Source organism: Methylobacterium sp. (genome assembly GCF_019750675.1).
GTDB lineage: Bacteria > Pseudomonadota > Alphaproteobacteria > Rhizobiales > Beijerinckiaceae > Methylobacterium.
Window position 1 is genome coordinate 1 of sequence record NZ_JAIEOF010000264.1, and the last position, 22698, is coordinate 22698.

24 protein-coding genes are annotated in these 22698 nt (G+C 71.9%); 12 read left to right on the forward strand and 12 right to left on the reverse strand.

Annotated elements, in window-relative coordinates; translation table 11 throughout:
* The 4 genes from K2X24_RS13590 to K2X24_RS13605 form a co-directional block, all read right to left on the reverse strand.
* Nucleotides 1-1346: PQQ-dependent dehydrogenase, methanol/ethanol family (locus tag K2X24_RS13590; RefSeq protein WP_292498924.1), on the reverse strand; the 1346-nt coding region annotated here is incomplete at its 3' end.
* A gap of 671 nt (nt 1347-2017) precedes the next feature.
* Nucleotides 2018-2773, reverse strand: coding sequence for an ABC transporter ATP-binding protein (locus tag K2X24_RS13595; RefSeq protein ID WP_292498925.1), 756 nt, complete (start codon nt 2771-2773; stop codon nt 2018-2020).
* Between the two features lie 7 nt (nt 2774-2780).
* Complete coding sequence (locus tag K2X24_RS13600) at nt 2781-3518, reverse strand: ABC transporter permease (protein ID WP_238277745.1); 738 nt, start codon at nt 3516-3518, stop codon at nt 2781-2783.
* Nucleotides 3519-3563: 45 nt separating this feature from the next.
* On the reverse strand, nt 3564-4559 hold the full coding sequence (locus K2X24_RS13605; protein WP_292498926.1) for an ABC transporter substrate-binding protein: 996 nt from the start codon (nt 4557-4559) through the stop codon (nt 3564-3566).
* Between the two features lie 250 nt (nt 4560-4809).
* Here K2X24_RS13605 and K2X24_RS13610 point away from each other — a divergent pair, with 250 nt between their 5' ends.
* On the forward strand, nt 4810-5187 hold the full coding sequence (locus K2X24_RS13610; protein ID WP_292498927.1) for a 4a-hydroxytetrahydrobiopterin dehydratase: 378 nt from the start codon (nt 4810-4812) through the stop codon (nt 5185-5187).
* A 28-nt stretch (nt 5188-5215) separates the two neighbouring features.
* Here K2X24_RS13610 and K2X24_RS13615 read toward each other — a convergent pair whose 3' ends face one another.
* The 4 genes from K2X24_RS13615 to K2X24_RS13630 form a co-directional block, all read right to left on the reverse strand.
* Nucleotides 5216-5437: a hypothetical protein gene (locus tag K2X24_RS13615; RefSeq protein WP_055949561.1), complete on the reverse strand. Its 222-nt coding sequence runs from the start codon at nt 5435-5437 to the stop codon at nt 5216-5218.
* Between the two features lie 80 nt (nt 5438-5517).
* Entirely contained in the window at nt 5518-6363 is an 846-nt protein-coding gene (locus K2X24_RS13620) for a metallophosphoesterase (protein ID WP_292498928.1), read from the reverse strand.
* A gap of 49 nt (nt 6364-6412) precedes the next feature.
* The gene (locus K2X24_RS13625) at nt 6413-7033 is read right to left on the reverse strand and encodes a cation transporter (protein WP_292498929.1); all 621 of its coding nucleotides are present in this window, start codon (nt 7031-7033) and stop codon (nt 6413-6415) included.
* A gap of 176 nt (nt 7034-7209) precedes the next feature.
* Entirely contained in the window at nt 7210-7614 is a 405-nt protein-coding gene (locus K2X24_RS13630; protein ID WP_292498930.1) for a hypothetical protein, read from the reverse strand.
* Between the two features lie 205 nt (nt 7615-7819).
* On the opposite strand from K2X24_RS13630, the gene croR reads away from it, so the two are divergent.
* The 9 genes from croR to K2X24_RS13675 all read left to right on the forward strand — a co-directional run bounded on the left by croR (nt 7820) and on the right by K2X24_RS13675 (nt 17096).
* Complete coding sequence (croR, locus tag K2X24_RS13635) at nt 7820-8299, forward strand: 3-hydroxybutyryl-CoA dehydratase (RefSeq protein ID WP_055949554.1); 480 nt, start codon at nt 7820-7822, stop codon at nt 8297-8299.
* A gap of 82 nt (nt 8300-8381) precedes the next feature.
* Nucleotides 8382-9134 (forward strand): RNA methyltransferase, encoded by a 753-nt coding sequence (locus tag K2X24_RS13640; RefSeq protein ID WP_292498942.1) that lies wholly within the window; start codon nt 8382-8384, stop codon nt 9132-9134.
* Nucleotides 9135-9310: 176 nt separating this feature from the next.
* The gene (gene crtI / locus K2X24_RS13645; RefSeq protein WP_292498931.1) at nt 9311-10891 is read left to right on the forward strand and encodes a phytoene desaturase family protein; all 1581 of its coding nucleotides are present in this window, start codon (nt 9311-9313) and stop codon (nt 10889-10891) included.
* Nucleotides 10888-11319: a DUF2141 domain-containing protein gene (locus K2X24_RS13650; protein WP_292498932.1), complete on the forward strand. Its 432-nt coding sequence runs from the start codon at nt 10888-10890 to the stop codon at nt 11317-11319. The genes crtI (K2X24_RS13645) and K2X24_RS13650 overlap by 4 nt, the downstream gene beginning before the upstream one ends.
* 7 nt (nt 11320-11326) lie before the next feature.
* Nucleotides 11327-12313 carry an ABC transporter ATP-binding protein gene (locus K2X24_RS13655; RefSeq protein ID WP_292498933.1) on the forward strand — a complete coding sequence of 329 codons (987 nt, stop codon included), beginning with the start codon at nt 11327-11329 and terminating at the stop codon, nt 12311-12313.
* A complete protein-coding gene (locus K2X24_RS13660) occupies nt 12310-13503 on the forward strand; it encodes an ABC transporter permease (RefSeq protein WP_292498934.1) in 1194 nt (397 codons plus the stop codon). Before K2X24_RS13655 ends, K2X24_RS13660 begins: the two co-directional genes overlap by 4 nt.
* 124 nt (nt 13504-13627) lie before the next feature.
* Nucleotides 13628-15154, forward strand: coding sequence for an NAD(P)/FAD-dependent oxidoreductase (crtI, locus tag K2X24_RS13665; protein ID WP_292498935.1), 1527 nt, complete (start codon nt 13628-13630; stop codon nt 15152-15154).
* 59 nt (nt 15155-15213) lie between these two features.
* Complete coding sequence (locus K2X24_RS13670) at nt 15214-15966, forward strand: lysophospholipid acyltransferase family protein (RefSeq protein WP_292498943.1); 753 nt, start codon at nt 15214-15216, stop codon at nt 15964-15966.
* Nucleotides 15966-17096: a glycosyltransferase gene (locus K2X24_RS13675; protein WP_292498944.1), complete on the forward strand. Its 1131-nt coding sequence runs from the start codon at nt 15966-15968 to the stop codon at nt 17094-17096. Before K2X24_RS13670 ends, K2X24_RS13675 begins: the two co-directional genes overlap by 1 nt.
* On the opposite strand, the gene cutA is transcribed toward K2X24_RS13675, so the two are convergent.
* Nucleotides 17075-17434, reverse strand: a complete 360-nt coding sequence (gene cutA, locus K2X24_RS13680; protein ID WP_292498936.1) for a divalent-cation tolerance protein CutA — start codon at nt 17432-17434, stop codon at nt 17075-17077. The genes K2X24_RS13675 and cutA overlap by 22 nt on opposite strands.
* A gap of 136 nt (nt 17435-17570) precedes the next feature.
* On the opposite strand from cutA, the gene K2X24_RS13685 reads away from it, so the two are divergent.
* Nucleotides 17571-18341: an NAD kinase gene (locus K2X24_RS13685; protein ID WP_292498937.1), complete on the forward strand. Its 771-nt coding sequence runs from the start codon at nt 17571-17573 to the stop codon at nt 18339-18341.
* Between the two features lie 7 nt (nt 18342-18348).
* Here the strand turns inward: K2X24_RS13685 and K2X24_RS13690 are convergent, their stop codons facing one another.
* The 3 genes from K2X24_RS13690 to K2X24_RS13700 form a co-directional block, all read right to left on the reverse strand.
* The gene (locus K2X24_RS13690) at nt 18349-19851 is read right to left on the reverse strand and encodes a DUF2336 domain-containing protein (RefSeq protein ID WP_292498938.1); all 1503 of its coding nucleotides are present in this window, start codon (nt 19849-19851) and stop codon (nt 18349-18351) included.
* Nucleotides 19848-20969 carry a lytic transglycosylase domain-containing protein gene (locus tag K2X24_RS13695; RefSeq protein ID WP_292498939.1) on the reverse strand — a complete coding sequence of 374 codons (1122 nt, stop codon included), beginning with the start codon at nt 20967-20969 and terminating at the stop codon, nt 19848-19850. Before K2X24_RS13695 ends, K2X24_RS13690 begins: the two co-directional genes overlap by 4 nt.
* Nucleotides 20970-21072: 103 nt before the next feature.
* Nucleotides 21073-21471 carry a rhodanese-like domain-containing protein gene (locus K2X24_RS13700; RefSeq protein ID WP_292498940.1) on the reverse strand — a complete coding sequence of 133 codons (399 nt, stop codon included), beginning with the start codon at nt 21469-21471 and terminating at the stop codon, nt 21073-21075.
* 94 nt (nt 21472-21565) lie between these two features.
* On the opposite strand from K2X24_RS13700, the gene ftrA reads away from it, so the two are divergent.
* Entirely contained in the window at nt 21566-22600 is a 1035-nt protein-coding gene (ftrA, locus tag K2X24_RS13705; protein ID WP_292498941.1) for a transcriptional regulator FtrA, read from the forward strand.
* Nucleotides 22601-22698 lie beyond the last annotated feature (98 nt).

The window sequence follows — 22698 nt, forward strand, 5'->3', positions numbered from 1 at the left end:
GGGGTGTAGGAGACCCGGAACGGCTCGTAGTCCATGCAGACGTGGTTGGTGGGCACGTAGAACAGGTTGGTCTTCGGCGAATAGGCCGCAGGCTGCTGGTCCTTGGTGCCGAGAGCGGCGGGGCAGATACCCTTGGAGTTGGTATCCTCACCGTTCTGCTCGGTGGAGTACTTGGCCTGGACGAGGGGGCGACCGTAGGTCTTGGAGCCCTTGTCCATGTCGACCTTGGAGGCCCAGTTCACGACCGGATCGAACTTCTCGGCAACGAGGAGCTCGCCGGTGGCGCGATCGAGGGTGTAGCCGAAGCCGTTACGGTCGAAGTGGGTCAGGAGCGGACGCTCCTTGCCGTCAACCTTCTGATCCGTGAGGATCATCTCGTTGATGCCGTCGTAGTCCCACTCGTCGTGCGGGGTCATCTGGTAGACCCACTTGGCCGCGCCCGTGTCGGGGTTACGCGCCCAGATGGTCATGGACCACTTGTTGTCGCCCGGACGCTGCTTGGGGTTCCAGGTCGAGGGGTTGCCCGAGCCGTAGTACATCAGGTCGAGCTTGGGATCGTAGGAGAACCAGCCCCAGGTGCAGCCGCCGCCGGTCTTCCACTGATCGCCTTCCCAGGTCTTCAGCGAGGAGTCCTTGCCGACCGGCTTGCCGAGAGACGTGGTCTTCTCGGGGTCCATGATCATGTCGGCGTCGGGGCCTTGGGAGTGGCCGCGCCACACCTTCTTGCCCGTCTTGGAATCGTAGGCGGTGACGTGGCAGTTCACGCCGAACTCGCCGCCGGAGATGCCGACGATGATCTTGTCCTTCACCGGAAGAACGGTTGCGGTGTTGGTCTCACCCTTCTTGGGGTCGCCGTTGACGACGGACCAGTTCACCTTGCCGGTCTTGGCGTCGAGCGAAACGACCGTGGTGTCGGCCTGGTGCAGGATGATGGCGCCGTCGGCGTAGGCGAGACCACGGTTGACCGTGTCACAGCACATCACCGGGATGACCGACGGGTCCTGCTTGGGCTCGTACTTCCAGGCGATCACGCCGTCCTTGTCGAGATCAAGGGCGTAGACGATGTTCGGGAAGGGGGTGTGGACGTACATCATGTTACCGACGACGAGCGGGGAGCCCTCGTGGCCGCGCAGCACGCCGGTCGAGAAGGTCCAGGCGACCTGGAGCTGCTTGACGTTGCTGGCGTTGATCTGGTCGAGCTTCGAATAGCGCGTGTTGGCGTAGTCGACGGTCTGAAGGACCTGCTCGGCCGGGTTGGCCGTGCGCTTCAGGACGTCTTCGTTGGCGAACGCCGTGGTCGATGCGACCATACCGGCGCCGAGTGCGAGAAGATGTACCGCTCTCATGGATTCCTCCGACAGATCTTGCAGCCGTCATCCTGCGGAAAACCCGCACGACCACGCCGTGACCTGACTGTTTGCGACAGGGATAGGTTCGCCCCGGTAGCGGACGCCAGATCCCGATTTCCGCGCCATGGGCGGGAGGTCCGGATCTGACGGTCAGGGGCCGCTATCCCTTTGCGGCGCCCCTCGAAACCGAAGCTTGAATGAACTCTAAGAAAAATTCCGGCGGCGTCAACTCGCTTGCGCACCGTCTTACCGGGCTTCGCACAAGTCCTCGTGAGGCTCCACAGGACAAGGCGGTAGGATCCTGCCGTGCAGCATGCGATGGTGCGACGCAATATAGGCTCGCGCTAAGTCAAAGTCTTTTCATCACCTTTCGGCTTCCTTCATGCCGACCATGCATGCGGTGAGACCTTGGCAGGACGATCCATGACGAGCTGGGGGGCGAAAGCGTTGGTGGTATTCGCAATACCAACTCTGCGTCGCGATATTGTACAATAATTCAGGTTTCCAGTTCGGGCTCGCGATCCGCCGCCGCCGATCGGTCGCGTCGACCCGCACGGGCAAGCCCGGGGATGATGCGCGGTCTCGCCGCATCCATGAGCTGCTCCTTCGCGGGCCGGATCAACCCGCGTGGCCCGCGGGGGATGCGGCTGCGCTTCGTCGCGACAGAATCAGCCCGCGATCACGGTGGGGAATTGCGCCGCGAGGGCGGTTCGGCGGCCCTCGATCCAGGCCCGGTCGCGTGTGCCGCGCGGTCGATTCAGGGGAATGGTCCCGAGGAGGCTCGCAGGGCGGCCGGAGACGAGCAGGAGACGGTCCGCGATCTCGATGGCTTCGGCGACGTTGTGCGTCACCATCAGCACACCCATGCCCGTACGCTCGACCGCCGCGACCACGAGGCCGCGCAACGCGGCCGCCGAGGTGTCGTCGAGGGAGACGAAGGGCTCGTCCAGAACGAGGATGCGCGGCTTCTGGGCCAGGGCCCGGGCCAGCGACACCCGCCGTGCCATCCCGAGGGAGAGAGCCCCTGGATAGCGGCTCCGCCAGGGGCCGAGCCCGAGGGAGTCGAACAGCCCGTCGAGATCCTGGCCCCGCGCGCCGCGCGGCAGGGCGAGGCGGACGTTCTGCTCCACCGTGCGCCAAGGCAGCAGGCGCGGCTCCTGGAACGCCATGGCGATGCCGGCCGCGTCCGGGTGCGGGGTCACGCGCCCCTCGTAGTCGGGGTCGAGGCCGAGGAGAATGCGCAGGGTCGTGGTCTTGCCCGCGCCCGAGGGGCCGATCAGGCAGGTGATCTCCCCGGCGATCACCGAGAAGGCGAGACCGCGCACGGCCTCCACCGGCTCCCGGCCGCCGGCGCCGTAGACCTTGCGGTCGATGTCCACCCGCAGGGCGACGTCCCCGGGGCCGGGCGCGGCGGAGCCCGCCATCGCTCCGTCAGCGCCAGCGTCGGACATAAGCTTCGAGCCGCTGCAGGATGAGGATGTCGATGGCGATCATCACGCTCATGAACACGATGCTGTAGCCGACGATGGCCGCCACGTTCAGGCTCTGGACGAAGTAGTAGTTGATCGCGAAGCCCACCCCGTTGGGGCGGCCGAGGAGCTCGATCACCAGCACGATCTTCCAGGCGAGCGAGAGGCCGGAGCGCGCCGCGGCCACCGCGAAGGGCTGGAGCTGCGGCACCAGCACGTGGGCGATCCAGGTCCGCCGGTCGAAGCGGTAGGTGCGCGCCATTTCCTCCAGCTGCGGGTCGAGGCCGCGCGCGCCCTCACGCAGGATCACCGCGACGTTCGGCAGCTTGTTCAGCACCACCGCGACGATCGCCGCCGCCTCGTTGAGGCCGACCCAGATGTAGGCCAGCACCGTGATCACGAGGGCGGGCGTGTTCAGGAGAATGAGCAGCGGGGTGTCGAGGACGAGGTTGAGGCGGCGCGAGCGCCCGAGGGCGATGCCGAGGAGCACCCCGAGGGTCATCGCCAGGAAGAACGAGATGCCCACCCGCGACAGGGTGATGCCGACGTTCCACCAGAGGTCACCGGAGGCGGATTCGCGGCGGATGAAATCGAGGATCGCCAGCGGCGCCGGCAGCAGGCGCGAACCGGCGGCGGACGCGGCGGCCTGCCATCCGGCGAGCAGAACCAGCACGGAGACGAGACGGGTGGCAAAGCCCATGGGGGTCAGGGCGTCGCGCGCGGGGCACGCGCGCTGGCGGTCGCCTCAGCCATTCCCGCTGCCGTCGTAGTAGAGGCCCGGCGGCAGGGTGGAGCCCGCCCCGACCAGGCGCTCGCCCCCGAGCCGCGCCATGACGGCGAACAGCTTCTCGCCGTCCCCGCGCTCAGTGGCCAGGGGCCGGCGCGGGATGCCGGCGAGGAAGTCGCGCTTCAGGGCCTGGAAGGTCGCTTCGTCGTCGGCCGCCATCAGCGGGCGCACCACGTCCCAGGCGGCCGGATCGTTGGCCAAGGCCTCCTTGGCGGCCTTGGAGGCGCGGGTGAAGCCCGCCACCGCCTCGGGCTTGTCCCTCACGGTGTCGGCCTCGATGAGGTAGCCGATCAGCGCCATCGATCCGGTGGCCCCGAAGGCCCGCATGATGTCGTCGGAGCCGATCAGGCGGCGGAAGCCCTTGGGTTCCAGGCGGGCGCAGTAGGTCCAGTACAGGAGCCCCGCATCGAGCTCGCCCTGTTCGAGCTTGAGCGCCAGCAGAGGCGGCGCTCCGAAGGCGACGGTGGCCTGCGTCTCGAGGTCGAGGCCGGCGGTGTCCCGCGCCTGCGCCTTCAGGAGCAGCCAGTTCTTGTCGAGGGGCCCGCCGGCGACGCCCAGGCGCTTGCCCTTGAGGTCGGCCAGGGTGCGGATCGGGCTGTCGCCCGGCACCATCAGGGAGCCCTCGGTGGTCGAGTAGGGGAAGAACCGGATCGCGCGGCCCTCGTTGCCGAGGCGCGCCGCCCAGAGCAGGTCGCCCACGATCGTGTCGACCTGGCCCCCCATGAATGCGATCCGCGCCGCGTCGTTGCCGGCGAGCTTGACGACGTCGAGGGTGAAGCCGTTCGCGGCGTCGAGGCCGCGCGCCTTGATCACCGCCGCCTCCCAGGAGACGGTGCCGAAGGGCAGGCTGCCGACCCGGATCGCCGCCGGGGCGGCGCGCGCCGGCCGCGGTGCCAGGCTCCAGCCCAGGGGCGACAGTGCCGCCGTCGCGAGCAATCCGCGCCGTGACAGCATGGTGGGCACTCCCTGGATTCGATGTCGAACGCTCGGGTGGTCCCGCAAAGGCCGGCGCTGGTTGGTCATCTTCATAGGAGGTCGGGCACAGGGCGTCCACAGGACGAATTGGCAAGTCCGCCGGGCGGATGGTCGCTCCCGCAACCGGAACACATGCCGGGCCGCGTTCGAGACCTTGCGCGCGACCGGGGCTCGGCGCAGGCTCGCCGCATATCCGGCAGCGATGCCTGTTCGAGGGAGGTTCTGGACCATGGCCGGCACGCGGGACGACGTGATCGACGACGCCGCCATCGCGGAGCGCCTGGCGCGGGAGCTTCCGGCCTGGCGCCTGGAGGAGGGCTGGATCAAGCGCACCTACAAGACCTCCGGCTGGAAGAGCACCCTGATGGTCATCAACACGGTCGGCCACCTCGCCGAGGCGGCCTGGCACCATCCCGACATCACCGCCTCCTATGCCTGGGTCGAAGTGCGGTTGACCAACCACGCGGCCAAGGGGGTCACCGACAAGGACTTCGCCCTGGCGGCCAAGATCGAGGACGTGATCGGCTGGCAGCCCGGCACCGAGGGCGGCGCCCTGGAGGGGACCCCCACCGATCCGCGCTTCGCCTACATCAAGTACGATCGGTGAGTATCATCGGTAGCCCGGGGCAGCCGGCTCAGTCGGCCTGCTTCACCCGGCGGCACTCGGTCTTGAGGTAGCTCGTCTTGCCGACCTCGTCGCGCAGGTCGGTGCGGGCGATGATCTCCTGCCAGCCGTTGGTGCAGCCGAGCTCGTTGGCGACCCGGACCTTGCGGACCTCGCTCGCCTTGTCGTCGGTGCAGGCCTCGATCGGGATGCCGTTGGCGCAGACGAGGACCACGGCGATGAAGGCGTTCATGGGCTGATCCTCGTGGACGGACTGCGAACCGGCTCGCGGCATCGGTGTTCGACAGGTACGCGGGCGGGGCAGGCCCGGTCTCACCCGATCGTGAGAATGTGATCGGGGGCGTAGTCCCGACCCTCGACCGGGTTCGCCACCCAGCGGGTCCGGCCGATGCGCATGTCGTGGCCCGCATGGAAATGGCCCGAGACCCAGAGGTCGGGCCGGGCCGCGTCGGGGAGGTCCTCCAGAACGGTGCTGGCGTAGAAGGCCGGCACCCACCAGGGGACGCCGGGGGCGTGCCGGAACGCGTCCGCCGCGCGCGGGCTCGCCGGATGATGGGTGACGCAGACGGTGGGGCCGTCATGCGGGCGCGACAGGGCGGCGATCAGGCCCTCGCGCTCCCGCGCATGGGCCTCCATCGCGTCGGCCGGCGACCAGGCCGTCCCGTCGCCGTTTCGGATCGAGCCCCGGAACTCCCGCGAACCCGTGACCGGGTCGGTCATCCGTGCCGCCGCGTAGGCGACCGGGTCTTCCGGAGCATCGGCCACGCCGCCGTCGAGCCAGCGCCCGGCGAGCGACCAGTCGCTCCACAGGGTCGTGCCGACGAAGCGGACGCCGTCGCGGATGACGGCCGCGCCGCGCTGGAGCAGGTGGATCTCCGCGCCCTCCCCGTTGAGGCGCAGCACCTCGGCTTCCAGGGCGGCGAGGAGTTGCGGCGCCGTGCGCCCGTCCCCGGTCGGCGCGTAGTGCTCGTGGTTGCCCGGCACCAGCACGATCGGGCGGCCCTGCGCCAGGGACATCAGGGCCGCGAGACCGGATTCGGGCCGCCCTTCGTACAGGTCGCCCGGGCAGACCAGCACGTCGAAGGGCCGGCTCGGGGGCGCAATGACGTCGAGGCGTCGGCGCTCCAGGTGCAGGTCGGAGATCGGGAACAGTCGCATGGCGGCTCGGCGGCTCTCACGGGGCCCGATTCGCGGGCCCGGCTTCGTTCTAGGATCTGGCTTCGTTCTCGGGCCGGGCCTCGGCCGCGCGCCACTCGGCACGCGCCGCCCGCAGGATGTCGCCCGCCGAATCCGCGTTCAGGATGGCGATGCCGGCCGCCGCGATGAGGTCCGGCCAGGCCGACAGGGTCAGGGCGGTGGCGAGGCCGGCGGCGATGATCGCGAGGTTGGCGAAGGCATCGTTACGGGCGGAGAGGTAGGCCGCCCGGGTCAGGCTGCCACCCCCGGAGCGGTGGCGGGCCAGCATCATCGCACAGGTGAGGTTCACCGCCAGCGCCCCGAGGCCCGTGAGCGTCAGGGGGATCGGGGCCGGCGGCGCCATCGTGGCGAACTTGATCCAGGCGGCGTACGCGGTGGCCAAAGCCGGCAGGAGCAGGATGCCGGCGAGCACGATGCCGAGTCGGGCCCGGTTGCGCACGCTCCAGCCGATGCCGGCGAAGATCAGCAGGTTGATCGCCGCGTCCTCGAGAAAGTCGAGGCTGTCGGCGATGAGCGACAGGGAGCCGATCGCCAGGGCGACGCTGACCTCGATACCGAAATACGCGAGGTTGAGCCCGGCGACGCGGGCGACCACCGGGCGGAGCGCAGGATCGGGGGCTCGCTGGTTCACGGTGTGTTCCTGGGCCGAAATCGCAAAGGTGGTTGTCGGCTTCGCGATCGGAGTTCGCGACACGACGATGACGTGGACGGACGAGGCGTCGGCGGGCCGACCTTTCGTCCGTTCGGGGCCGGCGCGTCTTCGCCGATGCGTGCCGCCCTGTCGAGGGGGCGGCACGCATCGCGGGTTCAGGTCCCCCGGGCGATGCGCCGGTTGCGCACATCCCTCAGGGCGCGTCGGCTCACGGAGCCCGTGGGCGGTGCGACGGGCCCCGGCGGAAGGGGCGCTGCGCCAGCGACCTGCGCCAACAGGGCCGGGTGGAACTTCGGCTCGTTCCGGAACACCGGCTGCGCCGCCATGGGCGCGGGCGCCTTGGTGCGGGGTGCGATGGGCCGGCGCGCCTTCCGGGACCGCTTCGGCTTCGGCGCGTGGCAGAGTTGGATTGTGAAGGCGACGAGGGACACGGTGAGGCACCCGCAGGCGAGGCCGAGGATGTCGGGTCGCACGCTCTCGCTCGTCATCAGGGCGACGAGGCCCGTGAGCGAGAGCGCCGACCCGACATGCCCGGGCGTGATGGGATGGGGATCGGCCATGCCGGGCACCATGCGGGTGCAGGATCACGGCCGCGTGAAGGCGACCGCTCAAATTGTCCGCAAGCATCCTCGGGCCGGTCCCGATCCGCCGGGCCGGAGGCTGGATTTGGCTGCGCACCTGTGCGAGGCGAAACAGGATCGTCGGCGCGGCGACCGTGCGTGCCGTCAGCGTAGCAAGAAACCGCCTCTCAGGGAGAAGCCCCCAATGATGCCCGAACTGCGCGTCCTGTACTTCGAGGATCTCGAAGTCGGCCTGTCCGAGACGCTGAACAAGGTCATCGCCTCTTCCGACGTGGTGGGCTTTGCGGAGATCACCGGCGATCGCAACCCGATCCACCTGTCCGAACATTTCGCGGCGCGCACGCCCTTCGGAACCCGGATCGCGCACGGCCTCTACACCGCCGGCCTGATCTCGGCGGTGCTCGGCACCCGCCTGCCCGGCCCCGGCGCCGTCTACATCAGCCAGACCCTGAACTTCCGGGCGCCGGTCCGCATCGGCGATACGGTCGAGGTCACCGTCGAGGTGGCCGAACTCGTGCCGGAGCGCCGTCGCGCCCGCCTGAAATGCACCTGCTCGGTGGCCGGCGAGGTCGTGCTCGACGGCGAGGCCCTGGTGAAGGTGCCGACCAAGGCCGAGGCCGATCCCCTCGCGGTGCGCATGGGCGGGCGTCCGGCGAGCGCCTGACCTCGCCTTGACCGCCCCTCCCCGGCCTGCGCCGGTCGCCATCGACGATCCCGCCGACCCGCGCCTCGCGCCGTACACGGCGATGCGCGAGCGCGATCTCGTCGGCCGCGCGGGCCGCTTCATCGTCGAGGGCGAGGTGACCCTGCGGGTCATGCTCTCGGCGCGGGCGCGGTTCGGCCTCGAGTCGGTCCTTCTGGCGCCCGAGCGCCTGGCCGGCCTGGCGGAGGCCCTGGCCCGGCTGCCCGGCGACGTGCCGGTCTACACGGCGACGAAGCCGGTGATGAGCGCGATCACCGGTTTTCCCATTCATCGCGGCGTCCTCGGCGTCGGCCTGCGCGGACCGGAAGCGCCCGGCGCGACGCTCCCCGGTCTGCCACCCGCGCCGGCGCCGGCCCTCGTGGTCGGCCTCGTCGGCCTGACCAACCACGACAATGTCGGGGGCCTGTTCCGCAACGCCGCCGCCTTCGGCGCCGACGCGGTGCTGCTCGACGCCGGGACCTGCGACCCGCTCTACCGAAAGGCGATCCGCGTCTCGGCTGGCGCCGCGCTTATCGTCCCGTTCCGGCGACTGGCCGATGCCGATGCGATCCTGGCCTTGGCGGCGCGCCACGCCCTGGAGCCCCTGGCCCTGAGCCCCGGCGGGGCTGAGACTCTCGCGGCCCTGGCGCCCCCCGCCCGCACCCTGCTGCTGCTCGGGAGCGAGGGGCCGGGTCTGCCGCCGGACCTGATGGGGCGCCTGCGCACCGTCCGCATCCCGATGGCGCCGGAGTTCGATTCCCTCAACGTCGCGACGGCGGGCGCGATCGCGCTGCATCACCTGTCCCGATCGACGTAGAGAAGCAGGGCGGGCGATCCGCTCCGAGGGCCGCCGTCACGCGCGACACTGCGCCCCCATTGCCGCGGGCGCCGCTACGGTCAAGATTACGCACCGGGCCGCACGGGCCCTGGACGGACCATTCTTGCGCACCACATGCGCGCAGAGATGGGAGCAAGACGAAGGAGTTGCGAGCGTTGTTGCAGTCACGGGACGGCTTGCGGACCCTGTCCGGACGCCGCGTCATCATCGTCGGTGCCGGTCCCGGCGGCCTCGCCACCGCACTCCTCCTCGCCCGGGCCGGCGTCCACGTCACGCTGCTGGAGAAGGATCCGGCGGTGGGCGGCCGCACGAAAACCATCGAGGCACCGGGGGGGTTCCGGTTCGATATCGGCCCAACGTTCTTCCTCTATCCGCAGATCCTCGCCGATATCTTCGAGACCTGTGGCGAGCGGCTGGAGGATCACGTCAAGCTCGAGCGCCTCGACCCGCAATACCACCTCGTCTTCGAGGCGGGCGGCGAGATCCGCGCCACCAACGACATGGACCGGCTCGAGGCCGAGGTGGCGCGCATCGCGCCCGACGACGCCCGGAACGTGCGCAAGTTCTTCGCCGACAACCGGGTCAAGCTGAAGTTCTTCAAGCCGGTCCTGGAGCAAGCCTTCCACACCCTGCGCGCCATGGCCTCCCCGGCGATGATCGCCGCCCTGCCCCACCTTCATCCCGGGCGCAGCGTCGACAAGGACCTGCGGCGTTACTTCAAGGATCCGCGGGTCCGTCTCGCCTTCGCGTTCCAGACCAAGTACCTCGGCATGTCGCCGTTCCGGTGCCCGAGCCTGTTCACCATCCTGTCGTTCCTCGAATACGAGCACGGCGTCTATCACCCGGTCGGCGGCTGCGGCGCCGTCTCGGAGGCGATGGCGGGCCTCGCCCGCCGGATGGGCGTCGACATCCGCCTCGGGGCGGGCGTCGAGCGGGTGCTGTTCGAGGGCAAGCGCGCCAGCGGCGTGGTCTGCAACGGCGAGACCCTGCAGGCCGATGCGGTGGTCATCAACGGCGACTTCGCCAAGGTGATCCAGGACCTCGTGCCGCAACAGCACCGGCCGCGCTGGCGCGACGCGAAGATCGAGAAGGCGCGCCTCTCCTGCTCGACCTTCATGCTCTATCTCGGCCTCGACGGGCCGATGCCGGAGGCGCTCGGCCACCACACCATCCTGCTGTCGGAGGATTACGCCCGCAACATCCGGGAGATCACCGACGGCATCCTGCCGATGCAGCCCTCGCTCTACGTGCAGCACGCCGGCTTCACCGATGGCGGCATGGCGCCGCCCGGCCAGACCAGCCTCTACGTGCTGGTGCCGGTGCCGAACCTGAAGGCCGGCATCGACTGGAAGGGCCTGCGCGAGACCTATCGCCGCCTCGTCCTCGACCGCCTGAAACTGCTCGGCCTCGGCGACATCGAATCGCGCATCCGTTACGAGCGCATCGTCGATCCGACCGAGTGGCGCGACGAGTTCTTCGTGCACGAGGGCGCGACCTTCAACCTCGCCCACGACCTGATGCAGATGCTCTACTTCCGCCCGCACAACCGCTTCGGGCCAGGCCTCTACCTCGTCGGCGGCGGGACCCATCCGGGCTCCGGCCTGCCGGTGATCTACGAGGGTGCGCGCATCACCGCCCGCCTCCTCATCGAGGAGCTGTCCGCCGGCCGCGTCGGCGCCGCCAGCGCTGGTATTCCCACGACCGCGCCCCTGGCCGCTTCGGGCGACGCCACTTGAGGCGGCGGGCGAGGCTCACGGCCGTCATCTGTGCCCTCTTCCTCGCCACGGGAGCGGCGCGGGCCGCCTCCGTGGCGGTGGATGTCGAGGGCATCGAGCCCGGCGGCCTGATCTCCGTCGCCCTGTGCCAGGACGGGCTGACCGAGGCCGATTGCCGGACGGGGCAGCAGGCCGAGCCCCGGGCCGCGGCGCAGCGCTTCGTGTTCCCGAACGTGCCCCCTGGAATCTATGCGGCCCTGGCCTACCAGGACACCAACGGCAACGGCCGTCTCGACCGCACCGGCCTCGGCCTGCCCCTCGAACCGTACGGGTTCTCCGGCGAGTCCGTCCGTTCCGCCCGCCCGGACTTCGCGCGCGCGCGCTTCACCGTGCGCGAGCCGGGCGCGAGCGTGCGGGTCCGCCTGTCGCGCGCCCTGCCGCGCCGCTGAACGCCGCATGACCACCCCTCCCGCGCCGCTCCTGCGGGTGGCCGGCGCCGCCCTCGCCTATCGGGGCAGCCGCGTGCTGGAGGGCGTCGACCTCGCCCTCGGCGCCGGCGAGACCCTCGCGCTCCTCGGTCCCAACGGCGCCGGCAAGACGTCGCTGATGCGCCTCATCGCGGGCCGGCTGGCCCCCGGCGCCGGCAGCGTCCGCGTCGCCGGCGACGACCCTCACCGGACGCCGGCCGCGCGCCGGGCGATCGGCTGGGTGCCACAGGAGATCGCCCTCTATCCGCGCCTCTCGGTGGCCGAGAACCTGTCGGTTTTCGCGCAACTCGCTGGCATCGCCCGGCACGAGCGGGCCGAGGCGGTGGCCACGGGGCTCGCGCTCTGCGCCCTCGCGGAGGTGGCCCGGCGCCCGGTCGGGCTGCTCTCGGGCGGCTACCAGCGTCGCGTCAACATCGCCGCCAGCCTGATGGCGCGGCCCCGTCTCGTCCTCCTCGACGAGCCGACGCAGGGCGTCGACCTGCATGCCCGGGCGGCGATCCATGCGGTGCTCGGGCGCCTGCGCGAGGCCGGCACGGCCCTCCTCGTCGCCACCCACGATTTCGCCGAGGCCGAGCGCCTCGCCGACCGGGTCGCGATCCTGGCGCGGGGCCGGATCGTCACCGACGGCCGCCTGTCCGATCTCCTCGCCCGCATCCGCGCCGACGCCCCCGAGCACGAGGCGGCACTCGTCGCCCCCGCCGACGCGGCGGCGGAGGCGGTGCTGCGCCGGACCGGGTTCCTGCCCGTCGACACCGGTTCGACCTGGCGGGCGCGCCGCCTCGCCGGGACGCCTCGCGCCGGCGCCGACCTCCTCGCCGCCCTGCGGAGCGCGGGCGTGCCCATCGCGGAGATCCGCATCCGGGCGCCCGGCTTGGAGGCGGTCTACCGCGAGGCGTTGGCGGAGGCCGCAGCCGATGGCCGGGACGGCTCCGCCGGGACGGGAACCGCCATATGATCTCGGCCGCCTTCCGCGTGATGCTGCTCGGCCTGGTGCGCGACCGGGCCGCCCTGGTCATGGCCTTCGTGCTGCCCACCGTGATCTTCACGATCTTCGCCGCGATCTTCTCGGGCGCTCTCGGCGAGCGAATCCGCATCCATGTCGGCCTCCTCGATCTTGCCGGGACGCCGACGACGCAGCGGCTGATGCAGGCCCTGGAGACGGACCCGTCCCTCCGGGTCGGGCGTCTCTCGGCCGCCGACCTCGACGGAGCCGTCGCGGCGGTGCGCCGCGGCGAGGTCGATGTGGCCATGGTGCTGCGCGGCGACCTCGATGCCGGTTCGACCGGCGCCGACCAGCCCGTGGTGCTGATCGAGAATCCCGCCAAGGCCCTGGCCACCCCGATCGCCCTCGGCCAGCTCCAGCGCGTCCTCAACGAGGCCCTGCCCGACGTGGTGCTGGCCCGGATCGTCGCCGACGTCGAGCGCTCGGGCAAGATCGGGCCGGACGAGCGTGCCTTCCTGAACCAGGCCTTCGCCGAGCAGCGGGCCCGCAAGGAGCCCTTCGCCTTCGCGTCCCTGGTGGAGCGGCGCAGCACCGCCTCGGGCGCCACCAACGACCGCGTCAGCTACTATGCGGGGGCGATCACGGCGGTGTTCCTGCTCTTCGCCGCCATGCAGGGGGCGCTGTCCCTCGTGGACGAGCGCCAGTCCGGTCTCGCCGACCGGCTGATGGCGGGGCCCGGCGGTCTCAGTGTGGTGGTGCTGGGCAAGTTCCTGTTCCTGGTGGGCCAGGGCCTCGTCCAGGCCGGGCTGATCTTCACCGCCGCCGCCCTGCTGCATGGGGTCGACATCCTGCCCCATGCGGGCGCCTGGCTGGTGACCTCCCTCCTCGTCTCGGCGATGGCGGCCGGCCTCGCGCTCGCCGCCTGCGCGGCCTCCGCCACCCGCCAGCAGGCGCATCTGGCCGCCACCTTCGGCGTCCTGCTGCTCTCGGCGGTGGGCGGCAGCATGGTGCCCCGGTTCCTCATGCCGCCCTGGCTGCAGGAGGCCGGCTGGCTCACGCCCAACGCCTGGGCCATCGAGGCCTACCAGAACGCGCTGAGCGAGGGCTGGGCCGCGGCGCTGCCCGCCTGGGGCGTGATGGCCGCCGTGGCGGGGGCGGGTCTGTGCGTCGCGTTAGCGCTGGTGTCGCGGCGGGCGATCTAGGATGGTGTGTGCGAAGACGGCGTCCGTCCGCGCCGCGACCGGTTAGCGCGTTGACCGCGCGGCCATCCGGTCTAGCTTCATGCAGGGAATGGGCTTTCGGACCGGCCCGGGGAGTGTAACGAACATGCGGGCTGGGTCTTCGGTCGCCGTCGTCGGCGCAGGGTTGGGCGGCTTGGCGGCCGCCTGCGTGAGCGCCGCGCGCGGCCACACCGTCACGCTCTATGACAAGAACGACTGGCTCGGCGGCAAGGCCGCGGTCCTTCATGAGGGCGGCTTCCGCTTCGACATGGGGCCGACCATCCTCACGGTCCCGAAGGTGCTGGAGCGGATCTTCCAGGAGGCCGGGCGCAACATCCACGACTACCTGGACCTGCGCCGCCTCGACCCGCAATGGCGCTGCTTCTTCGACGACAACACCCATCTCGACCTCATGGCCGACGTGCCCACCATGGCCGCCGACATGGAGCGCTTCGCCCCCGGCACAGGGGCCGGCGAGGGCTACAAGAAGTTCCTCGAGATCTCCGAGCACCTGCACGACGTCTCGAACAAGTTCTTCTTCTGGAAGCCGGTCGAGGACCTGTTCGACACGATCAACATCCGCGCCAACATGAATCCCGGCACCCTGCGGGACGTGCTGTCCCTGCGCATGGGCTCCTCGGTGGCCGGCACCATCCGCTCGAAGGTCAAGGACGCGCGCCTCGCGCAGATGCTCGACCACTTCGTCCAATATGTCGGCTCCTCGCCCTACGGCGCCCCGGCCGTGCTCTGCGCCATCGCGCACATGCAGACGGCGGAGGGCGTCTGGTACCCGATGGGCGGCACCCGCGCGGTGGCCGAGGCGCTGACGAAGCTCGCCGGAGAACTCGGCGCCACGCTGCGCCCCGGCGACGAGGTCACGGGCCTCGCCATCGAGAAGGGCACGGTCAAGGGCGTGAAGACCGCCTCGGGCATCACGCCGTTCGACGCCGTGATCTCGAACATGGATTCGGTGCGCACCTACCGCGAACTCGTCGGCGGCGACGTCGGCAAGGCCTACGAGAAGAAGAGCTTCGAGCCGGCCTGCTCCGGCGTGGTGCTCTATCTCGGGCTGAACAAGCGCTACGAGCACCTGAACCACCACGACTTCGTCTTCTCCCGCGATCCGGAGGAGGAGTTCGACTACATCTACCACAAGGGCGAGCCGGCCCCGGACCCGACCGCCTACCTGGCCGCCCCCTCCTCCACCGACCCGTCGGTGGCGCCCGAGGGCGGCGAGGCGCTCTACGTCCTCGTTCACACGCCGTATCTTCGCCCGCACCACGACTGGTCTAAGATGTTCCCGGCCTACCGCCAGGTCATCCTCGACAAGCTCAAGCGCACGGCCAACATGCCCGACCTCGAGGAGCGCATCGTTGTCGAGCGCCACCTCACCCCGCAGGACATCCACGAGCGCTACAAGGTGCTCAACGGCGCGATCTACGGGCTGGCCTCCCACGGCAAGTTCATGGGCGCGTTCAAGCCGGGCAACCGCTCGCGGCAGGTGCGCGGCCTCTACCTCGCCGGGGGGGCCGCCCATCCGGGTCCGGGCATGCCGATGGTGATGATGTCGGGCTGGATCGCGGCTGACGCCCTCGACACCGATGCCAGGGGCGAGGAGCGCGCCAGCGCCTGAAGGCCCGACGCGTGTCCCGTGAGGATGGCCCCGCCCGATCGCCCGCCCTGTGGCGGTTCATGGTCGGGTATTTCGACCGCTACGTCCGGCGCCACCTCAACGCCCTGCGGCTCGCCCGCTGGGGCGTGCCGGCCTGCGCCGGCCATGCCGGCCCGGTGGTGGTCTACTGCAACCACCCGGCCTGGTGGGACGCGGCCGTGGTCATCCTGCTCGCCGGCAAGCTCTTCCCGGCGCGCGAGAGCTATGCCCCCTTCGACGCGCGGATGCTGGAGAAATACGCGGTCTTCGCCCTGATGGGCGCCTTCGCGGTGGATCTCGAATCGGCCCGCGGGGCGGCCCAGTTCCTCAAGGCGACCCGGCGCATCCTGGGGGCGCCGAACCGGATGATCTGGATCACCGCCCAGGGGCGCTTTCAGGACGTGCGGGCCCGGCCGCTGGCCTTGCGGGCCGGCGTCGGCCGCCTGCCCGAGATCGCGCCCGACGCGCTGTTCGTGCCGCTCGCCCTCGAATACGCCTTCTGGGAAGAGCGCGGCGGCGAGGCCTTCGCGGCCTTCGGCACGCCCGTGACGGGTGCCGCCCTCCTCGCTCTGCCCCGGGCCGAGCGGCTGGCCCGGATGGAGGCGGACCTGGCCGCGACCCTCGACCGGCTCAGCGCCGACGTGATCTCCCGCGAGGCGGACCGCTTCGCGCCGCTCGCCTCCGGTGCCAAGGGCGTCGGCGGGGTCTACGACCTCTGGCGGCGCCTCGGCGCCGTCCTCACGGGGCGGCGCTTCGAGCCGGCCCACCGCCAGAAGGGAGATCCGGTTCCGTGATGCTCGGTCTCGCGATCCTCGCCCTGGCCTGCGCGGCGCTGCCCGGCCTGATCGCCTGGGTCAACCTCTCGATCCTGCGCACCCCAGAGCCGGATCTCGATGTCCGCTCCCGGATCTCGGTCCTCATTCCGGCTCGCAACGAGGCGGCGGTCATCGCCACGACGGTGCGGGCGGCCCTGGCGAGCGCCGGGGTCGCCCTGGAGGTGCTGGTGGGCGACGACCATTCCACCGACGACACCGCCGCCATCGTGGCCGGCATCGCCGCCACCGACCACCGCCTGCGCCTGGTTGCGATCCCGCCCCTGCCCGAGGGCTGGACCGGCAAGAACCACGCCTGCGCCCGGCTGGCCGAAGCGGCGCAGGGAACCCACCTCCTCTTCGTCGACGCCGACGTCACCCTGGCGCCGGCGGCGGCCGCCGCCCTCGTCGCCCATGCGCGGCGGACCGATTCGGCCCTGGTCAGCGGCGTGCCGCGCCAGATCATGGGCACGCTCGGCGAGCGCCTGACGGTTCCGATGATCAATTTCCTCCTCGTCGGCTACCTGCCGATGGCGATGATGCGGGCCTCCCCGCGCGCCAGCCTCGGGGCCGCCTGCGGCCAGCTCGTTCTCGTCGCCCGCGCCGCCTACGAGGCCACCGGCGGGCACGGCGCCGTGCGGACCAGCCTGCATGACGGCGTCGTGCTGCCGCGCCGGTTCCGCCGAGCCGGCTACCGCACCGACCTCGTGGCCGCGCACGCGCTGGCCACCTGCCGGATGTACCGGGGGTTCGGCCAGAGCTGGGCCGGCTTCTCGAAGAACGCCCGCGAAGGCATGGCGACGCCGCGCGCGCTGCCGGTCTGGACCCTGCTGCTGGCCGGCGGCCACGTGCTGCCCTGGCTGCTCCTGCTTGCCGCCCTCCTCGGCTTCGGCTCGGGGGCCGCCGCCTTCGTGGCCGCCGCGGCGGCCCTGATTTCCCTGGCGACGCGGGCGGCGATCACCCTCGTCACCCGCGAGCCGGCGGGGACGATCCTCCTCCATCCCTTCGCCGTGCTGATGGCCCTGGCGATCCAGTGGCGCGCCCTCCTGCGGCGCCGGGGCGCCGGGACGCCGGCCTGGAAGGGGCGCAGCTACCCGCTCGGGGACTCCTGAGGCGCCTCGGTGCCGGTCCCGCCCGCGGTCTCGGCCAGGATCCAGGCCGCGGTGTCGGGGTCGGCGCCCGCCACGGGCAGGTGCAGGATGATCGGCGTCTCGTAGGGGTGGCGTGCTTTCAGGGCGGCGCCGAGGGGTTCCGCCAGGCCCTCCCGGCTCTTCAGGATCGCGACGACCTCCGATCCGCGCTCCACCGCACCCTTCCAGGCGTAGACGGATTGCATCCCCGGCAGGACGTTGACGCAGGCGGCCAGCCGCAGCCGCACGAGCGCTTCGCCGACGCTGAGCGCGGTGCCGGCATCCGGGAAGGTGGTGTAGACGAGAAGCGGCCGCTCCATGCTATGGGTCTCCGACCAGGGTGCTGCCGCTCCACCGGCGGGAGCGGGCCGACGGGGATGCCGGCGGGACTGGAAACGAGACGCTGGAGCGAACGCTCCGCGTCGGCAAGGTGGTCGGCAAGGCGGATGTGAGCCCATGGCGCGGCGTTTCGAACGGCTTGCCTTCGTCGCGAGTCCCACGGAGGACGCCCGCCAGGCGGCCGCGACCCTGATGCGCCGCTACGACCACGTGCCCCCCGACGAGGCCGACGTGGTGGTGGCGCTGGGCGGCGACGGCCTCATGCTCCAGACCCTGCACCGCTTCATCCACGCCGGCACGCCGATCTACGGCATGAACCGCGGCACCGTCGGCTTCCTCATGAACGAGTTCCGCGAGGACGGGCTGGTCGAGCGCCTGGAGAGCACCAAGCGCAGCATCATCCACCCGCTGATGATGGAGGCCGAGGACATCGAGGGGCGCCGGCATCAGGCCCGGGCCCTCAACGAGGTCTACATGCTGCGCCAGACGCATCAGACCGCCAAGCTCCGGATCTCCGTCGACGGTCATGTCCGCCTGCCCGAACTCATCGCCGACGGCGTGCTCGCGGCGACCCCGGCGGGCTCCACCGCCTACAATCTCTCGGTGGGCGGCCCGATCCTGCCCCTCAACGCCCGCCTCCTGGCCCTGACGCCGATCTCGGCTTTCCGGCCCCGGCGCTGGCGCGGCGCGCTGCTGCCCGACTATGCCCGCATCGAGATCGAGGTGCTGGACGCCGAGCACCGCCCCGTGGCGGCGGTGGCCGACCATACCGAGTTCCGGCGGGTCAGCAGGGTGCAGACCTGGCTCGACCATGCCACCAACCTGACCCTGCTGCACGATCCCGGTCACAGCCTCGACGAGCGCATCCTGCGCGAGCAGTTCGGATGAGGAACGCTCAGGCGGCGATCCGCTCGCGATCCGCGCGGTAGCTCGCCACCAGGGCCTCCGGGATGGCGTCGAGGACGACCTCGACCGTGAGCTTGCGCGCGTGCTCCCGGCTGCCCTGGAACTCGGCCAGGATGGCGTCGGGCAGGGCGTCGAGGATGACGCCGACGGGATCGGTGCGGGGCTCGTCGGCCTCGGGGGCCTGGGGGGCCTCGACCTGCGCGATCGCAGCGGCCGGGGCCGGCTTCGCCATCGGGTCGGCGTCTGCGCAGGGCGCAGCCTCCGTGACAGGCCCCTGGGTCACGAGGCGCTGGGCCTCGCGCCACTCGCCGTCGAGGATCTCGTTCTCCATCCGCAGGGCATCCGCGCGTGCGCCGTCCGCGGCGAGTTCGCGGGCGAGCACCCGCGCCTCGTCGCGCGCCGCCTCGGCCTCGAAGCGGGCGAGGAGCGCCATCACGCCCTGCGCCTCGGCGAAGGGCATCGTCTCGCAGGCGGTCAGCGCCCGCTCGATCATCAGGCGCGACAGGCTGGCCCCTGCGCTGACGATGGCGCCCTGCCCGGCCTCGCGCCAGGCCGACAGGGCGGCGCCGAAGGCCGGCAGCAGCACGGGCGACAGGCCGGCCCTGCGGTGGAGGGCGGCGAAGGCGGCGGTGGAGCCCTCCTGCATCAGCCCCGCCACCCGGCGCAGCGGCAGGCCCGAGAGGTCGGCCAGCGCCGCCTCCGCGAAAGCCATGTGGCCGGACAGGATGGCCCGCAGCAGCAGGCCGGCATTGAGCTGGCCCTGCGCCTTGAGATGGGTCACGAGGCGGGCGAGGTCGATCGGGTGGGCCTCGGCGCTGAAGGCCAGGGTCGCGCGCTCCTGCGCCTCCCGGCTGGCGCGCGCGCTGCGGGCCGGGGTGAGCCAGCCGGCGGACACCGCGAAGGCCGAGAGGGCTTCGGCGAGGCGGGTCGTGATGCTCTGGCGCACCTCGAGGGGCAGGTTCGGCCGCGTGAGAATCGCTTCGCGCACGGCGGCCTCGCCGCCGTGGCGCTCGACCATCCGCATCAGGCTGCCGGTGGTGATCCGGGCGCTGCGGTTGCGCGCGAGAGCGACGAGGGCCGGCGCCTCCCCGATCTCCGCGAGTGCCCCGGCCACGCCCGCGGAGAGGTTCGCCCGGCCCGCGATCGCGCGGCGGACGGTGAGGCAGCCGATGGCGACACCGTCCACGAGATCGGCATCTCCGAGCACCGGCGAGCGCGACAGCACCAGGGCGGCGATGTCCGCCTGATCGCCCGCCAGGGCGACGATCAGGGTCCGGGGCGCCGTGGCGCAACCGGCGCAGGCCTCCGCCAGGGCCCGCCGCACGAGGCTAGAAGGATCGTCGAGGAGCGCCAGCAGCGCCGCTTCCGCCTCCCAGGCGATTTCCGCGCCGAGGCCGCCGTAGAGATAGGCGCGGGCCAGCGACCCTGCCGCCTCCGCCCGGCGCGCGGCGGAGCTGTGCTGCGTCCAGGCGAGGAACTGGCGGATGATCATAGGCCGCTCCGGATCGTGAAGAGGGACAGGTCGAGGGGAGCGCCGGACCGGACCGCCTGGCCGGAGGCGCCGAATTCAGCCGGCCGGCGCGGCGGAAGCGGCGCGCCGGTGAGCGCGGTGCCGGTGAATGCGGCGCCGGTGAGCGTGGGGCGGGCGACATCCGCCGGGGACGAGGCGGCGCGGTCGGAGGCGGTCGCGGGTTCGGCCTGCGGCGCCTCCCCGCCGTCCGAGCGCGGAAAGTAGCTCGGCGCGTTGCGGGCGGGCTCGGCGCCCGAGGTCCGGCCCTGCCAGAGCCGGGCGACCCCGGCCGAGACGCCGCCCTGCTGGCGGGCGTCGGTCTGGAACATCGAGCGCAGGCCGCCCTCGTTGAGGGAGGCGTAGGCGGTGGCGCCCTCCGGCAGCGCGACGGTGGCGGCGACGGGATTCGTCGCGCTGCCCGCTCGCGCGGTGGCGAGGTGGGCGTAGAGCTCGGCCGCCCCGCGCGGGCGCCCGGCCTTGTCGTAGAACAGGTTCCGGTTGGCGGCGGCCGCCTCCGGCATGTCGAGGGCGGCGGCCCGGGCCGGGCTCGCCTGGGCGGTGGCGATGAGGGCCGCGGCCCCCCGCGCCCCGAGGACATGGGCGGCGTAGAGGTCGCCCCCCGTCGGCTCCCGCCCGAGGGCTGTGCTCAGGCTCTCGCGATTCCGCTCGGTCAGGGCGCCCGCCATGGTGGCGGCGATCTTCGGATCGCGGCGCAGGTCCAGGATGGTCTGCCGGGCGGCCGGGTCGCTCACCGTGTAGGTGCCGTCCGCCCCCCGGGTGATGGCATCCGCGTAGGTCGAGAGGCCGAGCCGGGGCCCCGCGCTCTTCATGGTCCCGAGCCAGGTCTGCTCGATGAACTGGAACAGGCCGGTGGCCGAGGAGGTGGCGGCCTTGGCGGTGGGATCGAGGGACGATTCGCGCTGGGCCGTGGCCAGGAGGTAGTCGAAGCCCGCGCCGGAGGTCTGCGCCCCGTCGCGGATCGCCTCGATCACTCCGCCCGTCGCGCCGGTACGGCCGCCCTGGGCCGTCCCGCGCGGACCCGCCTCCCGGCTGGCGCCGGTCTCGCGGGGGCTGGCGGGGGGCGTGGTGAACAGGAACATGGCCGTCCGGCTGAGGGCGGGCCCGGATGCCGCCCCGGCCCGATCCTTGTTCCCATCATAGTAAAGGAAGCTTGAAGGGCGGGTGCCCGGACGGTGACCGGTTTCAGGATTCGCCCGCGAATTCCAGGCCCTCGTCCGCCCAGCCCGTCAGTCCGCCCAGCATCAGCTTCACGGGGCGCCCGAGTTCGGCGAGCCGCAGAGCCGCGCGGTCGGCACCGTTGCAGTGCGGGCCGGCGCAGTAGACGACGAACAGCGTGTCCGCGGGCCATGCGGCCATCCGCTCTGCGGTGATGAGGCCGTGCGGCAGGTGCAGGGCGCCCGGGATGTGGCGCTGCCGGTACGCGGCCTCTGAGCCGACGGCGTGCAGGAGCACGAAGTCGGGCGGCCCTGCCCGCAGGGCGGCGGCCACGTCCGCGCAGTCGGTCTCCAGTTCGAGGCGGCGGCGAAAATGGTCGCGCGCGATCGCGGACGGGCAGGCGGGGATGGCGCTGACGGGGTTCATGGATCCTCTCTCCAAGACGGCTCGGTGGACGGACAGAGGTAGCAGCGGGCACGCGGCTTGGCGGCGGGTGGGAACGCCAGTTAGCGTCGCGATCATGCCAAAGCCGCAGGCCCGTCCCCCAATCAAAGGCCACGCCGCCTCAGGACGGCGCCTCGCCCCCGCCGACCGCCTCGTGGTGGTGCTGGCCTATGACGGGCTCTGCACCTTCGAGTTCGGCGTCGCCGTGGAGATCTTCGGGCTGCCGCGCCCGGAGATGGGTGCGGATTGGTACCGCTTCGCCGTGGCCGGGCTCGAGCCCGGCCCAATGCGGGCCGAGGGCGGCGTGCGCGTCCTGGCCGATGGTGGCCTCGACCTCCTGGCCGAGGCCGGCACCATCGTCGTGCCGGGCTGGCGCGGAGCCGGCCTGCCGGTGCCCGGCCCGCTGCTGGAGGCGCTCCGGGCGGCGGCGGCACGCGGAGCGCGCCTGCTCTCGATCTGCTCCGGGATCTTCGTCCTCGCGGCCGCCGGCCTCCTGGAGGGACGCCGCGCCACTACCCATTGGCGCCACGCCGAGGCGCTGGCGGCGCGCCACCCCGGCATCCGTTTCGTGGCGGACGTCCTCTACGTGGACGAGGGCCAAATCCTCACCTCCGCCGGCTCCGCCGCGGGCATCGACCTCTGCCTGCACTTGGTGCGGCGCGATTTCGGCGTAGCTGCCGCCAACCTCGTGGCGCGGCGCCTCGTCGTCCCGCCCCACCGGGACGGCGGCCAGACCCAGCGCGTGCCGGGGGCGGTCGCTTCGCCCCATGAGGCCGCGCGGATCGGGCCGCTCCTCGATGCGATCCGGGCGGAGCCGGGGCGCGACTGGCCGATCGCCGTCCTGGCCGCGCGGGCGGGGATGAGTTCGCGGACATTCCTGCGCCGCTTCGCGTGCGCCACCGGCACCACGCCGGCGCGCTGGCTCCTCGCCCTGCGCCTCGCCCGCGCCCGCGACCTGCTGGACGAGGCCGACCGGCCGCTCCAGGCCGTGGCCGAGGCGGCGGGCTTCGCCACGGCCGCAACCCTGCGCCGGCAGTTCCGCCGCACTTTCGCGACGACGCCGGCCGCCTACCGCGCCCGGAACGCGAAAAGCGCCCCGGAGGACGCTTGAAGAGATTGGATCGGTTGGGAAAATTGGAGCGGGCGAAGGGATTCGAACCCTCGACCCCAACCTTGGCAAGGTTGTGCTCTACCCCTGAGCTACACCCG